This window comes from Lysobacter sp. P5_B9 (genome assembly GCF_054049835.1).
Map to the genome: position 1 here is coordinate 263,826 of NZ_JBFULP010000002.1, position 13,471 is coordinate 277,296.

The 13,471-nt window shown below is 68.1% G+C and carries 15 protein-coding genes; 5 read left to right on the forward strand and 10 right to left on the reverse strand.

The genetic code is table 11. The features are described 5' to 3' along the window. Positions 1 to 3: 3 nt before the first annotated feature. Positions 4 to 495 carry an Lrp/AsnC family transcriptional regulator gene (locus tag ACXJJ9_RS06305; RefSeq protein WP_457096359.1) on the reverse strand — a complete coding sequence of 164 codons (492 nt, stop codon included), beginning with the start codon at positions 493 to 495 and terminating at the stop codon, positions 4 to 6. A 95-nt stretch (positions 496 to 590) separates the two neighbouring features. On the opposite strand from ACXJJ9_RS06305, the gene ACXJJ9_RS06310 reads away from it, so the two are divergent. The 5 genes from ACXJJ9_RS06310 (at position 591) to ACXJJ9_RS06330 (ending at position 4,169) form a co-directional block, all read left to right on the forward strand. Next, a complete protein-coding gene (locus ACXJJ9_RS06310) occupies positions 591 to 1,223 on the forward strand; it encodes a LysE family translocator (protein WP_457096360.1) in 633 nt (210 codons plus the stop codon). Positions 1,224 to 1,233: 10 nt separating this feature from the next. Beyond that, positions 1,234 to 1,749, forward strand: coding sequence for a DinB family protein (locus tag ACXJJ9_RS06315; RefSeq protein ID WP_457096361.1), 516 nt, complete (start codon positions 1,234 to 1,236; stop codon positions 1,747 to 1,749). Positions 1,750 to 1,775: 26 nt separating this feature from the next. Beyond that, a complete protein-coding gene (gene yedA, locus ACXJJ9_RS06320; RefSeq protein WP_457096362.1) occupies positions 1,776 to 2,726 on the forward strand; it encodes a drug/metabolite exporter YedA in 951 nt (316 codons plus the stop codon). After that, positions 2,723 to 3,670, forward strand: coding sequence for an EamA family transporter RarD (gene rarD / locus ACXJJ9_RS06325; protein WP_457096363.1), 948 nt, complete (start codon positions 2,723 to 2,725; stop codon positions 3,668 to 3,670). The genes yedA and rarD overlap by 4 nt, the downstream gene beginning before the upstream one ends. 64 nt (positions 3,671 to 3,734) lie before the next feature. Continuing rightward, positions 3,735 to 4,169, forward strand: a complete 435-nt coding sequence (locus ACXJJ9_RS06330; protein ID WP_457096364.1) for a GNAT family N-acetyltransferase — start codon at positions 3,735 to 3,737, stop codon at positions 4,167 to 4,169. Positions 4,170 to 4,231: 62 nt separating this feature from the next. Here ACXJJ9_RS06330 and ACXJJ9_RS06335 read toward each other — a convergent pair whose 3' ends face one another. From ACXJJ9_RS06335 to ACXJJ9_RS06375, 9 genes are all read right to left on the reverse strand, one after another. Further along, complete coding sequence (locus ACXJJ9_RS06335; RefSeq protein ID WP_457096365.1) at positions 4,232 to 5,410, reverse strand: ABC transporter permease; 1,179 nt, start codon at positions 5,408 to 5,410, stop codon at positions 4,232 to 4,234. A gap of 12 nt (positions 5,411 to 5,422) precedes the next feature. Beyond that, positions 5,423 to 6,583 (reverse strand): ABC transporter permease, encoded by a 1,161-nt coding sequence (locus ACXJJ9_RS06340; protein ID WP_457096366.1) that lies wholly within the window; start codon positions 6,581 to 6,583, stop codon positions 5,423 to 5,425. A gap of 28 nt (positions 6,584 to 6,611) precedes the next feature. Continuing rightward, positions 6,612 to 7,307 (reverse strand): ABC transporter ATP-binding protein, encoded by a 696-nt coding sequence (locus ACXJJ9_RS06345; protein WP_457096367.1) that lies wholly within the window; start codon positions 7,305 to 7,307, stop codon positions 6,612 to 6,614. A gap of 101 nt (positions 7,308 to 7,408) precedes the next feature. After that, positions 7,409 to 8,653: an efflux RND transporter periplasmic adaptor subunit gene (locus ACXJJ9_RS06350; protein ID WP_457096368.1), complete on the reverse strand. Its 1,245-nt coding sequence runs from the start codon at positions 8,651 to 8,653 to the stop codon at positions 7,409 to 7,411. 283 nt (positions 8,654 to 8,936) lie between these two features. Then, on the reverse strand, positions 8,937 to 10,310 hold the full coding sequence (locus ACXJJ9_RS06355) for a leucyl aminopeptidase family protein (protein ID WP_457096369.1): 1,374 nt from the start codon (positions 10,308 to 10,310) through the stop codon (positions 8,937 to 8,939). Further along, on the reverse strand, positions 10,307 to 11,023 hold the full coding sequence (locus ACXJJ9_RS06360) for an HAD family hydrolase (protein WP_457096370.1): 717 nt from the start codon (positions 11,021 to 11,023) through the stop codon (positions 10,307 to 10,309). Before ACXJJ9_RS06360 ends, ACXJJ9_RS06355 begins: the two co-directional genes overlap by 4 nt. A 193-nt stretch (positions 11,024 to 11,216) precedes the next feature. Further along, the gene (locus ACXJJ9_RS06365; RefSeq protein ID WP_457096595.1) at positions 11,217 to 12,329 is read right to left on the reverse strand and encodes an AI-2E family transporter; all 1,113 of its coding nucleotides are present in this window, start codon (positions 12,327 to 12,329) and stop codon (positions 11,217 to 11,219) included. A gap of 9 nt (positions 12,330 to 12,338) precedes the next feature. Next, entirely contained in the window at positions 12,339 to 12,809 is a 471-nt protein-coding gene (locus ACXJJ9_RS06370) for a hypothetical protein (protein ID WP_457096371.1), read from the reverse strand. Between the two features lie 48 nt (positions 12,810 to 12,857). Next, the gene (locus tag ACXJJ9_RS06375; RefSeq protein WP_457096372.1) at positions 12,858 to 13,439 is read right to left on the reverse strand and encodes a phage holin family protein; all 582 of its coding nucleotides are present in this window, start codon (positions 13,437 to 13,439) and stop codon (positions 12,858 to 12,860) included. Positions 13,440 to 13,471 lie beyond the last annotated feature (32 nt).

Genomic DNA, 13,471 nt, shown 5'->3' on the forward strand with positions numbered 1-13,471 from the left:
GCGCTAGCGCTTGCGTCGTCCCGGCGGCCGTGTCGGCAGCGCCAGCCCCTGCTTGACCGGTTCGAACACCATCCGCGTCTCGTAACGCTTGAGGTTGTCGTCGCCGCCGAACAGGCGCTCGGCGACTTCTCGCGTTTGCGCCAGGCCGGTCGTCGCCAGGATCACCAGGTAGTCCCACTCGCCGGCGAGCACGTAGCACTGCTGCACCTCCGACGCCGCGCGCAGGCGGGCGTGCAGCGCGGCGTGGTGGCGCGCGGATTCGCGCTCCAGCGCGACCAGCACGGTGGCGAGGGTGATGTTGCCCAGCTGCGATGGATTCAGCACCGCTACCGTGCGCATCAGGCCGCTTTCGCGATAGCGCTTGATCCGCCGCTGCACGGCACTCGCCGACAGCCCCACCGCCTCGCCCAGGGCGGTCAGGGTGACGCCGGCATCGCGCTGCAGCAGGTCGAGCAGGCGGTGGTCGAATTCATCGAGGGCAAGGGAATTGGTCACGCAAAATTCTTGCGCGATCGCGGGTTTATTTTCAAGCGCGATGCTTGGCGCGTCGATACGCTGTTTGCATCCCCCGTCGTGAAGCCCGTTCGCTCATGGTCCCGATCGAGCAATTGCTGCTGTTCGCCGCCACCGCGCTGGTCATGGTGCTGACCCCGGGCCCGAACATGATCTACCTGGTCTCGCGTTCGGTGAGCCAGGGGCCGCGTGCGGGCGTGGTGTCGCTGTTCGGCGTGGTGTGCGCCTTCCTGGTGCACATGACGGCCGCCGCGGCGGGACTCACCGCGCTGTTCGTGGCGGTGCCGCTGGCCTACGACACGCTCAAGGTCGCCGGTGCCGCGTACCTGCTGTACCTGGCGTGGCAGGCAGTCAAGCCCGGTGCACGATCCCCGCTGCAACCGGCGCCGCCGGACTCGCCGGGCAGGTTGTTCCGCATGGGCTTCCTCACCTGCCTGCTGAATCCGAAGGCCGCGGTGTTGTACCTGTCGATCCTGCCGCAGTTCGTCGACCCGCATCGCGGCTCGGTGTTCGCCCAGAGCGTATTGCTAGGCAGCCTGCAGATCGCGATCAGCTTCACCTTCAACCTGCTGATTGCGCTCTCGGCGGCCGGCCTGGCGGCATGGTTCGCGCGCAAGCCGGCGTGGATGGCGGCGCAGCGCTACCTCATGGGCAGCGTGCTCGGCGGCCTGGCCGTGCGCATGGTGCTCGAACCACGCCGGTTGGCCTGAGGAGAATACGATGATCATCGACGCGACCTTGCAGGCGCTCGCCGCCTTCCCGCAGCAGCTGGCGGCGCACTACGCCGCCGTGCCCGCGGGCTTCGCGCAGTGGGCGCCGGCATCCTGGGACGGCGTGCCCAGCGAGCGATTCACGCCCCTGCAGCAGGTGCTGCACGTCCGCGACATCGAGGTCGACGGCTACCACGTGCGTTTCCAGCGTACGCTGCACGAAACGCATCCCCTGCTGGCCGACATCGACAGCTATGCCCTGGCGGCGGAACGGCGCTATGCGCAGGCCACGGATGCGACGGCTGCACTGGCGGAATTCCACGTTGCACGGACGCGCACGGTGGCCATGCTGGCGGCGCTGCATCCTGACGACTGGTCCCGCACGGCCCAGTTCGATGGATACGGCCCGGTCACGATGCGTGGCCTGGTGCATTACCTGTGCAGCCACGACCAGCAACATCTCGCCGGGCTGCAATGGCTGCTGGGGCAGATCGAGGCCTCGCGCGTCGCCACCGTCACTTCCTGAAGCCCTCCCTTGCCGTTACTTCTCCCATGACCGCCATCGCCTCCACTCCCGAACGCACCGCCTCCGCGCTTGCCATCGCCCTGGCACTGGCCGCGGTGTATGTGCTGTGGGGCTCGACCTACCTGGCGATCCGCTTCGCGCTGGAGGGCTATCCGCCGTTCCTGCTCGGCGCCATCCGCATGGCCATCGCCGGCGCGCTGATGTTCGCCGTGCTGCGCTGGCGCGGCGTGAAGCCGCCCACGAAGAAACAGTGGCGCACGCTGGCCGTGCTGTCGATCTTCATGGTGTTGCTGTCGAACGGGCTGGTGAACCTCGCCGAGACCCAGGTGGGTTCTGGCCTCGCCGCGATCGCCGTCGCTTCGATGCCGCTGTTTGCCGGCGTCTTCGCGATGCTGCGCGGGCGCTACCCGACGAAGATCGAGTGGGTCGGGACGATCATCGGCTTCCTCGGCGTGATCTGGCTCAACGCGGGCAGCGAATTGTCCTCGTCGGTGCTGGGCGTGGTCTGCCTGGCGACCGCCGCCATCTCGTGGGCCTGGGGTTCGATCTGGAGCCGCGACCAGGACCTGCCCGAGCCCTTCATGTCGGCGGCCGTGCAGATGCTGACGGGTAGCGTGTGGATGCTGGTCGCGGCGCTCGTCACCGGCGAGCGCTCTGCCGGCGTGCCCTCGATGGGCGCCACGGCGGCCATGCTGTATCTCGTCGTCGCCGGCTCGATCTTCGGCTTCACCGCCTATATCTGGCTGCTGCACCACGTGCGCCCGGCGTTGGCGACCAGCTACGCCTACGTGAATCCGCCGATCGCGGTGTTCTTCGGCTTCATGCTCGGTGGCGAAAGTTTCACCACGCACGATCTCGGCGCGATGGCCGTGATCCTGGCCGGCGTCGTCATCATCACGCTGGCGAAGGCGCGGTCCACGACGCCGGTGGCCTCCACGGACTCCACCGACGCATCCGCCAGCGAGCCCGCCGCATGAATCCGGTAGCCGAGAATCGCAGCGGCCTGTGGGTGGCGGTCGCCTCGTTCGTACTGTGGGGGTTGATGCCGCTGTACTGGCACCTGCTCAAGGCGGTGCCGTCGATGCAGGTGGTCGCGCATCGCGTGGTGTGGAGCACGCTGCTGGTGGTGGCGTGGCTGTTGTGGAAGAACGGCCGCGGCTGGCTGCGCGCCGCGCTGGCGCGGCCACGCGCGGCGTGGATGCTGGCGCTGAGCGGCGCACTGATCGGCTTCAACTGGAGCCTGTACATCTGGGCGGTGAACGCCGGCCACGTGGTCGAGAGCAGCCTGGGCTACTTCATCAATCCGCTGCTGAACGTGGTGCTGGGCGTGGTGTTCCTGCACGAACGCCTGAGCCGCGCGCAGTGGGTCGCGGTGACGCTCGCCGCGGCGGGCGTGGTCTGGCTGACCGTGAACTTCGGCCAGCCGCCGTGGATCGCGATCTGCCTGGCGCTGTCGTTCGCCCTGTATGGCCTGCTGCGCAAGCTGCTGGCGATCGATGCGGTGACCGGTCTCGGCGTCGAAAGCGTCTACCTGTTCCTGCCTGCACTGGCGATGCTGGTGTGGGGCGAGGCGCACGGGCAGGGCGGGTTCCTGCCGCTGGGCGGCGCGCCCGGTTGGGGCATGGCCATGGATGCGCTGCTGATCGTCGGCGGCGCGCTCACCGCGCTGCCGCTGATCGGCTTCGCCTTCGCGGTGCGGCGCGTGCCGCTGTCGGTGGTGGGCTTGTTGCAGTACATCGCACCGACGCTGCAGTTCCTCACCGGCGTGTTCGTGTTCCACGAAGCCTTCGACCAGCAGCGCCTGGTCGGCTTCGTCTTCATCTGGATCGGACTGGCGATCTTCGCGCTCGAAGGGCTACTGCGTTCGCGGCGGCGGGCGGCGCCGGTCGTGGCCACGCCGATGCCTGCGCGCGAGGCGTGAACCCACGAGGCGCGGACTTGCGAGGCACGAACCTGCGAGGCATGAACCTACGAGGCTTGACCCGATGATCGATTTCCTGCGAGCCGAGAGCGACGACGAGATCGCTTCGACCTTCGACGTCATGCACCAGCTGCGACCGCACCTGCAGCGCGAGCAGTACGTCGCCACGGTGCGCGACATGCAGGCCAGCGACGGATTCCAACTGCTGGCGCTGCGCGACGCCGGCCAGGTCCGCGCCGTCGCCGGCTATCGCATCATGAACATGCTGTATTGCGGGCGGCTGCTCTACGTCGACGACCTGGTCACGGACGAGCGCGCGCGTTCGCGCGGCCATGGCGCGCGACTGCTGGCGCGGCTGAAGGACGAGGCTCGAGCGCTGGGCTGCAGCCAGCTCCAGCTGATCTCCCACGTGAAGCGGGAAGACGCGCATCGTTTCTATTTCCGCGAAGGCCTCGGTATCGAGTGCTTCCATTTTCGCGCGAACGTCGCGGAAGCCTGACGGGGACCAAAAAAACAGGCCGCATTGCTGCGGCCTGTCGATGTTGCGAACGAGAGCCCGGACTACGCCGTGCGCAACGCCGTGGTCACCGGCATCCGCGCCGCACGCCACGCCGGCATCAAGCCGCCGAAGAAGCCGATGACCAGCGCGATGATCAAGCCGGTCATCACCAGCCCCGGCGTCACCTTGAACGCGAACACCACCTGGGTGAAGTTCTGCCCCAGCGTCGACACCGAGAAGTTGTTGAACAGCACGTAGGCGATCACCGCCCCGAGCACGCCGCCGATCAGCGACAGCACCATCGACTCGATCATCACCGATGCGAGTACCGGCAGGCCGCCGAAGCCGATCGCGCGCAGCGTGGCGATTTCCTTGCCGCGCGCGGCGACGGCCGCATACATGGTGTTGAGCGCGGCGAAGATCGCGCCGAGTGCCATGACGAGGGTCACGAAGCCGGCGAGCACGCCGATCTGCTGGCGGAACTGCTTGGTCTGGGCGCTGTAGTAGTCCTGTTCGCGCTGCACGTCCACGCTCATGCGCGGGTCGGCCTTGAGCGCATCCTTGAGCGTCTGGAATGAGCTGTCGCCATCGAGCTGCACCAGCAGCGAGCTGAAGCCACCCCGCCCAAACGTCGTCTGCGCGACCTCGGCATCGGCCCACAGCTCACTGTCGTGCGAATCGCCGGACTCGAACACGCCCACCACTTTCCAGTCCGAGCCGCGCATGCGCAGGGTCTGGCCCAGCGCCGCCCCCTGGAACTGCCTGGTGACACCGCGTCCGACGATCAGTTCGCGCAGGCCGGGCTTGAACGCGCGACCTTCGACGATCTTCAGCTGCGGGCGCAGGGCGAAGGCTTCCGGCTGCACGCCGCGCACGGTGATGTTCGCGCCGTTGGTGGTGTCGCCCTTGCGCACCAGCTCGGCGATCACGATCACTTCCGACGAAGCCATCGGCAGGCCGTCCGCGCCCTTGCGAATGCCCGGCGCCTGCTTGATCAGCGTGGCCGTATCGCGGGACAGGCCGGAGTTCAGTTCGGTGTCCGAACCGCCGCGCAGGATGATCGCCGCATCGTTGCGGCCGTTCGCCTTGAGCGTGCTTTCGAAGCCGACGGCCATGGCCAGCAGCGCCGTGAACACCGCGACCACGCCGGCCAGGCCGACGACGATGACCAGCGACGAGGCCCAGCGCTCCGGAATGCTCTTGAGGTTCAGGCCGGTTATGGCAGTGATTTGGCTCAACATGGGGTTGTCTCCTTAGCGGCCGGCAAGCGCATCGACGATCTTCAACCGCTGCGCGCGCAACGCCGGCAGCAGGCCCACGGCAATACTCATCAGCACGATCGCAAGCAGCCCCATGCCCCACACCGGCGGACTCAGCGCGATGTTGAACTGGCCGCCGCTGGCGCGTTCCAGGAAGGCGCCGAGCAGCGTCGCCAGCCCCATGCCGATCACGCCGCCGATGAAGCACAGCGCGCCGGCTTCGGCGAGCACGAAGCCCAGCACCGTGCTGTCGCGGAACCCCAGGGTCTTGAGCACCGCCAGCTCCGGAATGCGTTCCCGCACGCTCTGCGCCATGGTGTTGCCCACTACCAGGAGCAGGGTGAAGAACACCGCGAACAGGATCCAGCGCACGATCATGCCGATATCGCCGATCTGCTTGGCAAAGCCGATGTTGAAGTCCTTCTCGGTCATCGTCTTGGTCTCGTCGGGCGAGTTCTCGAACATCGCATCGACGGTCCGCGCGACCTGGCCCGCATCCGCGCCGGGCTTCAGCTTGAGCGCGTAGAAGTTGGTGCGCCCGTGGCTGAACTGATTGGCCTCGTCGAAATACTCGTGGTTGATGAAGACGGTGATCGTGCGCTTCTGGAAGTCCTGGTCCTTGCCGTCGTAGATGCCGACCAGGTCGAAGGCCCACGCCTTGCTGCCGTTGCTCTTCTGCGGATAGATGTTGGAGCTGATCGGGATCTTCTGGCCGATCTTCCAACCGTACTGGTTGGCGAGGTTGCGCCCGGCGATCATGCCGGTGCGGGTCTGCTCGAAGGCCTTCCACTGCGCGTCGGGCATGATCCACTCGGGATACACCTCGTGCTGGCGCTGCGGGTCGACCGCGAACACGAACAGTTGGGTGTTCTCCTGCCATACGCCGCCGAACCACTGCGAATGCGTGGCGCGCTCGACACCCGGCGTGCTCTCCAGCTTGGGCAGCATCGACAGCGGGATGGGTTGGGTGAACGACACGCGCGCCTGCGTGATCAGGCGGGTGGCGCCGAGGAAGTCGGGGCCGGCGTTGAAGATGTGGTTCAGTGACTGCAACAGGCCGAACAGCAGGAAGGCCACGATTATCGACAGCAATGTGAGCGTCGTGCGCGTCTTCTTGCGGAACAGATTGGCGAAAACGAATCCGGTCTTGGTCATGGGCTGATCCTCCGGTGGCCGGTGCGCATCACGCGCCTACCTGTTCGGCGAGACGACCCTTGTCGAGGTGCAGGGTGCGGTTGGCGAAGCCGGCGGCGAGCGGGTCATGGGTGACCATGACGATCGTCTTGCCGTGTTCGCGGTTGAGTGCCTGCAGCAGCTTGAGGATCTCATCCGCGGTGGTGCGATCGAGGTCGCCGGTCGGTTCGTCGCAGACCAGCAGATGGGGGTCGGAGACGATTGCGCGGGCAATCGCGACGCGCTGCTCCTGGCCACCGGACAGTTCGCGCGGCTTGTGCTTGGCGCGATCGGCCAGGCCCACAACCTGCAGCGCGACCTGCACGCTCTTCTTGCGCTGCGCCGCGGACAGCTTGGTGAGCAGCAGCGGCAGTTCGACATTGCCCTCGGCGGTGAGCACGGGCATCAGGTTGTAGAACTGGAACACGAAGCCGACGTTGTGGCTGCGCCAGTGCGCGAGCTGGCCGCCCTTGAGCTGGTCGATGCGCTGGCCGTCGACGCTGATCTCGCCCGAGGTGGGCGTGTCGAGGCCGCCGATCAGGTTGAGCAGGGTGGTCTTGCCGGAGCCCGACGGGCCCATCAGGGCGACGAAGTCGCCGCGGGGCACGTCGATGCTGAGGCCATGCAGCACCTCGACCTTCTGCTTGCCGCGCTCATACGACTTGGTGACGTTGCGGATCTGGATCATCGCGTCTCGGTTGCTCATGTCGTTCATCGCGGGGCCTCGCGGAAGGTTTTAGGGAAATTCAGTCTTGGGGGGGGCAGCGGTTCGGGGCTATACGGGTAAGGCGGGAAGGAACGGGGGAATCAGTTCTTGTCGGTGGCCACGCGCACCGCATCGCCATCCTTCAGCGTCGCCGGTGCCTCGGTGATCACCTGCTCGCCGGCGCTGACGCCGGCCAATACCTGGCGGTTGTCGCCGAGGTTGCCGCCCAGGCGCACGGCGCGGCGCTCGGCCTTGCGGTCGTGGACGACGAAGACGATGTCCTGCTCGCCGTCCTTGCGCAGCGCCGCGGCGGGCAGTTGCGTGCGCGGCGTCGCCTGCGCCACGGCTGCGGCCTTCTTGTCTTCCTGCTCAAGGAACGACACGCGCACGCCCATGTCCGGCACGATGCGCGGGTCCTTCGACTTCAGCGCGATGCGCACCTTGACCGTGGCCTTGGCGCGGTCGGCGGTCGGGATGATCGCGATCACCTCGGCGGGGATGCGCCAGTCCGGATAGGCGTTGAGCACCGCTTCCACCGGCATCTTCGGCTGCACGCGACCGATGTAGGCCTCGCTGACATCGACTTCGACTTCCAGCGAATCCATGTCGACGATGGTGCCGATACCGGTGCGGGTGAAACCACCGCCCGCGGACAGCGGCGACACGATTTCGCCCGGCTGCGCCGCCTTGGCGATCACGACGCCCGCGAACGGCGCGCGCACGATGGTGTTGTCCACGCCCTGCGAGGCGATGCGCAGTCCGCTGCCGGCGACCCGGGCGTTGCGTTGCGCGGTCTGCAACTGCGCGCGCAAGGCGTCGCGGGCGGCGATGGCCTGGTCGTACTGCGCCTTCGACACCAGTTGCTGCTGCACCAGGCCGCTGAGGCGATCGGCATTGGCTTCGGCCTCGTGCAGTTGCGCTTGCACCATGTCGATCTGGCTGCGCGAAGCGGAGAGCTGCGACGCGGCGAGGTCGCGCTGGGCGTCGGCATCGATCGGATCGAGCGTGGCCATCACCTGGCCGGCTTCGACGCGCTGGCCTTCCTCGATCAACACTTCGCGCACCTTGCCGGTGATCTTGGCGGACACCGTGGCCATGCGACGGGCGACGACATAGCCGGTGGCGTCGAGCACCGAGGCGCTGCCGCCGGCGCTGTCGAGCGCGGTCACCTGCGCGGTCTTCACTTCGATGGCGTTGTCGCGGCCGAACACGACCCAGCCGACCACTGCGAGCACGAGCAGCGCGGCGGCGCTGCCCAGGCCGATCCACAGGCCGGTGCGCGACGGTGCAGGCGGCGGCGCGCTGCGATCGATGCGGAGTTCCTTGAGCAAGTCGGAATTGTTCATCCGGTACGGACCTTCATCCTGAGTCTGGGGCGGGCGCAAACGGGCGGCATGTCGGGAAGACGAACGGGCGAGGCCCGTTTCGACCGCCCGGTTTCAAGGCGGCGCCAGTGTGAACGCGTCGTCCGTCATGCGCCAACCTGCCGGAAGTAAGTTTCTCGCGCACGACAGAGCGCCGGTCCCTGGCGTGAGGGCCCAGTGTGGCGGGTCGGCGTGTCGCCGCCAAGCGCGTGGCGACGGGGGGTGCACGGCGGATCCGCAAGCCGTGCACATCATCAGGCCACGATCAGCCTGCGGCGCGCGCCTTCAGCATCGCGTACGCGGCGCGCAGTCCCTGCGCCTCGCCGCCCGTGGGCTTGCCGGGACGGTCGCTGTCGTTCCATGCATAGACGTCGAGGTGCGCCCACTTCTGCTGCAGGGGCACGAAGCGTTCGAGGTAAAGCGCGGCGGTGATGCTGCCGGCCATCTTCGACGGGCCACCGTTGGCGATGTCGGCGACGGTGCTGGTGAGGTAGCGCCAGTACGGACGCCACAGCGGCATGCGCCACAGCGGGTCGCGCAGCTGCGCGCCGGCGTCGAGCCAGGCGGCGGCGACGGCTTCGTCGTTCGAATACACGGCGGGCAGGTCGGGGCCGAGCGCGATGCGCGCGGCGCCGGTGAGGGTGGCGAAGTCGAGCAGCAGGTCCGGCTGCTGTTCGGCGGCGTAGGCGAGGGCATCGCACAGCACGACGCGGCCTTCGGCATCGGTGTTGTCGATCTCGACGTTGATGCCGGCGCGCGTCGCGACCACTTCGCCGGGACGGAACGCGTTGGGGCCAATGGCATTTTCGACCGCCGGCACCAGCAGGGTGATGCGCAGCGGCAGCTCGCGCGACATGATCAGCTCGGCCAGGGCGATCGCGTGCGCGGCGCCACCCATGTCCTTCTTCATGTTGCGCATGCCGTCGGCAGGCTTGAGGTCGAGGCCGCCGGTGTCGAAGCACACGCCCTTGCCGCAGATGGCGATATGCGGATGCGCGGCGTTGCCCCAGGTCAGCGAGATCAGGCGCGGCGCGCGGTGGGAGGCGCGGCCGACGGAGTGGATGGCCGGAAAATTCCTGGTCAGCAGGTCGTCGCCGCTGACCACGTCGATATGCGCGCCGAAACGTTCGGCGATCTCGCAGCACACCTGCTCGAGCTGGTCCGGGCCCATGTGCTCGGTCGGCGTGTTGACCAGGTCGCGCACGCGCAGGCAGGCGGCCAGTTCGGCGAGCATGTCGTCGGTATCGCCTTCGATTTCCAGCGTCGCTGGCGCGCGCAGCGGCTGCTTGTAGCGGTTGAAGCGATAGCTGCCCAGGCCCCAGCCCAGCTGCAGGGCGGCGGTCTCGGCCGGGTCGAGGCGGTCGGCGAGGCGCCACGCACATGCCGGCAGCGCGAACGGCGCGTGCCCGTAGGAAGACGGATCGAGGCGGTCGCCCACGCCGATCACCGCGGCGGCGATGCTGCCGTCGGTATCGGGCACGACCAGCGCGGTATACGCGCTGCCGTCGAAGCCTTGTGCATCGAGCCAGGTACCGACCGCGGTCGGTTGCGCTGAGCGCCATTCGGCGTAATCCGCGCGGGTGACCACATGCAAGGGGACGGCGGCGGAATCACGGGTGAGGCCAGCGGGCAGGGTCATGCGGCTACTTCTTCCTGTTGATGCTGCGCATCCAGCCAGTCGGCCAGTGCGGCAAGGGAGGCGAATTGGAGGTCCGGGCGCACATCGTCGTGCGGCCAGGCGAGGTTCTCACGATTGAGCCAGCAGGTGCGCAGGCCGGCGCGGTGGGCGCCGACCACGTCCATGTCGATGTCGTCGCCCACGTGCAGCACCTGCGCGGGCGCCACATCGAGGCGCTCGCAGGCGGCGTGGAAGATGCTGGCGACGGGCTTGGGCGCGCCGTGTTCGCGCGCGCCGAGCTGGAAGGCGAAGTGCACGTGCACGCCGATGCGCGACAGGTCGGCGTTGCCGTTGCTCAGCGCCGCCAGCGGTACCCGCGCGGCCAGTCGCTGCAGCGCGGCGAGCGTGTCGGGATAGAACTCGACGCGATTGCGTTCAGCGAAGAACGCTTCGAACGCGGCATCGACATGCACCGGGTCGTCGCCGGCCAGCCGCATCGCGCGCTCCAGCGTCATCCGCCGCATCGCGCTGAAGTCGTGGACCAGGTGCGGGTGCTGTGCGTTGAGTTCGTCGCGCAGCTCGCGCATGCGCAGGATCGGGAACTGCGCGGCGGTGCGCGGGCAGTTCGCCGCCAGCCAGTCGTGCAGCACCTGTTCGACCCGCGCGCCGATCGGCGCGAAGGGCCAGAGGGTGTCGTCGAGGTCGAGGGTGATGGCGCGGATCGGGAAGCTCACCGCACTATTGTAACGGCGGACGGCGGGGGCCCTGAATTGCGGGCTGCGGCGGGTGTTCTCGTGATGACAGCCGGTTGTTTGCCGGTTTCGGCCGCCTGCGGGGTGTTCGCGGGACTACAGCCGGTTGTTTGCCGATATTAGCCGCCCGCGCGGCGCGGGGTGCGCGGGTGTGTCGATTTGGTCGCGGGCGTGTTCATTCAAGCAGCCGCGCCCAGCCGTCCATGCCCTGGGTGCGCTCCAGGACCAGTTTCACGCACACCAGCAGCGGTACCGCCAGCAACAGGCCGACGAGGCCCCAGAGCGCGCCGAACACCATCAGCCCGAGGATCAGTACCAGCGGCGACAGCCGCATGCGCCGGCCCAGCACGATCGGGGTGACGATCTGGCCTTCCAGCGTGTGCAGCAGCAGGTAGATGCCGGAGGGCAGCAGCGCCGCGAGGCCATCGAATGCCGCGAGGCCGATCAGCAGCATGACCGTGATCCCGACCAGCGGGCCGACATACGGCGCGTAATTGAGCAGCATGGCCATCGTGCCCCACAACAGCGCTTCGGGCAGCGGCAGGCCGAGGAAGTACAGCGAAGTGGCGAGTGCCAACCCGACCACCGCATTGATCACGCTGATGGTCAGCACGTAGCGCGACAACTCGGCTTCGATCGACTGCAGTACCTCGACGGTGAACTTCTTCCGTTGCCGGCTTTGCAGCAGCGCGATCGCGTTGCGTTGCAGGCCCTCGCCATAGACCATGAAGAAGAACGTCAGCAGCACCACCGCGAGTACCGAGGCGAGCATGCGCGGCGTGGTGGTGAGGACGCGATAGGGGTCGTTGACCTCGGTGCGCACCACCTGCACCGACCTGGATTCGCCACCGGCGGCGCGGGCGAAATTCTCCGCGGCCTTGTTCGCTTCCTGCATCGGCTTGACCATCTCGCGCAGTTTCGGCGCGAGTTCCTTGAGTTCGCGCGGCGCCTGGCGCACCCATTCGCCCGCGGGCTCGATCAGCTGGTTGCCGAGCGCGCCCGCCAGGAACAGGCCGCCGGCCAGCACCAGCAGCGCGCCAAGGAAGCGCGGAATCCATAGCCGCTGCAGCACGCGGATGATCGGGTTGCCGATCAGGGCGAAGAACATCGCCAGCAGCACCGGCAGGATCAGGTCCTGCGCCGCCCACAGCACCGTGCCCACCGCGATGGTGGCGAGTACGAGCGCGGCCGCGGATGAGCTTGGACGCGAACGGGTGGAATCGGTGACTGGATCGGGAGCCGGGCCGGCGTCGCTCTTTGCCGCGGGTTTGATGACGGTTTCGGACAGGGGCACGGCTCAGGGCTCGGAAGGTGGGAAGTCTTGTGCAGCGGCAGCTTGCGACGGTGCCTGCGACGGCGGTGTCTGCGCCGCTGGCGCCTGCGCAGCTCCCGACGGCATGGCTCCCGACGGCGCGGCATCCGGTGCCGTGGACCCCGCCTGCGGCGCGACCGCATCGGCTACGCCTTCGGCGGTGTCCGCCGCGTGTTCCGCCTCGGTCGCCGCGACCTGCGCGCTGCCGCCGGCGAACAGGCCAGACAGCATCGTCACCAGCTGCATGACCTGGCCGCTGCGCGCAGCGGCGCGCAAGGGTTGGGCGCGACCCACGGCGAAGCCGCTGACCAGTCCCGCGATGATCACGCGCCCGGGTGTCCACGCCTCCTTCCACGTGACCTTCAAGCGCTGCCACTCGGCGCCGACGCGGCGCTCGCGCGTCTCGAGTGCGGCTTCGGCCTGTTGCACCTTGGTGAGGAGTTGCTTGAAACCCATGCGTGGCTCGAAGTGGAGGCGGGGTGGAACGCTGGTCGTGCGGCTGCTTCAGGGTGGCGTGACGTCGATGCCGAGGCCCTTCTTCACCGGCGTGCCGCTGGTCGCGTCGGCCACGCGTTCGGCGGCGTGCCGGGTGGATTCGCCCGAATCCGCATCGGGCATGAAGCCGGCCAGTTCGCCGATCCCCAGGCGCGCCAGCTGCCGCCGTGTCGCCTGCATGCGCGTGTGCTCGAAGTAGTGCATCGCGCGCCACATGCCCAGGGCCGTGATCACGAGGCTCGTCGCCGCGCACACGGCCAGTGACAGCGTCCACGACCAGCCCAGTGCATCGTGCAATACCGCGGTGACGGCGGCCATCAGCAGAATCCAGGCCGAAGCGCCGAACGCGATCGCCACGCCGGTGAAAGCGAGAGCACGGCCCAGGGCGCTGCGCGCGAGCGACAGGTCGGCGCTGACCAGCACGCGCAATGCCTTGGCGGCATCGTTGGCGGCCTTCAGTCCGGCCCGGCCGGCGTCTCCGACCTGGCGCAGCGAATCGGCCAGGTCGGGTGCCGGCGGCTTGCGCGCATCAGGATTCGGAGTGGTGTCGTCGCTGTGCGGTTCGTCCATCGCCTGCCCGCTGGCCGACATGGCCCTGTTGGCCTTGGAGAGTAGCCCGGGCG

Coding starts and splice junctions, on each gene's coding strand:
- ACXJJ9_RS06315 (WP_457096361.1), top strand. CDS start 1,234: ATGATCATCGACGCGACCTTGCAGGCGCTCGCCGCCTTCCCGCAGCAG.
- ACXJJ9_RS06310 (WP_457096360.1), top strand. CDS start 591: ATGGTCCCGATCGAGCAATTGCTGCTGTTCGCCGCCACCGCGCTGGTC.
- ACXJJ9_RS06355 (WP_457096369.1), bottom strand. CDS start 10,310: ATGACCCTGCCCGCTGGCCTCACCCGTGATTCCGCCGCCGTCCCCTTG.
- rarD (WP_457096363.1), top strand. CDS start 2,723: ATGAATCCGGTAGCCGAGAATCGCAGCGGCCTGTGGGTGGCGGTCGCC.
- ACXJJ9_RS06375 (WP_457096372.1), bottom strand. CDS start 13,439: ATGTCGGCCAGCGGGCAGGCGATGGACGAACCGCACAGCGACGACACC.
- yedA (WP_457096362.1), top strand. CDS start 1,776: ATGACCGCCATCGCCTCCACTCCCGAACGCACCGCCTCCGCGCTTGCC.
- ACXJJ9_RS06345 (WP_457096367.1), bottom strand. CDS start 7,307: ATGAGCAACCGAGACGCGATGATCCAGATCCGCAACGTCACCAAGTCG.
- ACXJJ9_RS06330 (WP_457096364.1), top strand. CDS start 3,735: ATGATCGATTTCCTGCGAGCCGAGAGCGACGACGAGATCGCTTCGACC.
- ACXJJ9_RS06340 (WP_457096366.1), bottom strand. CDS start 6,583: ATGACCAAGACCGGATTCGTTTTCGCCAATCTGTTCCGCAAGAAGACG.
- ACXJJ9_RS06370 (WP_457096371.1), bottom strand. CDS start 12,809: ATGGGTTTCAAGCAACTCCTCACCAAGGTGCAACAGGCCGAAGCCGCA.
- ACXJJ9_RS06350 (WP_457096368.1), bottom strand. CDS start 8,653: ATGAACAATTCCGACTTGCTCAAGGAACTCCGCATCGATCGCAGCGCG.
- ACXJJ9_RS06335 (WP_457096365.1), bottom strand. CDS start 5,410: ATGTTGAGCCAAATCACTGCCATAACCGGCCTGAACCTCAAGAGCATT.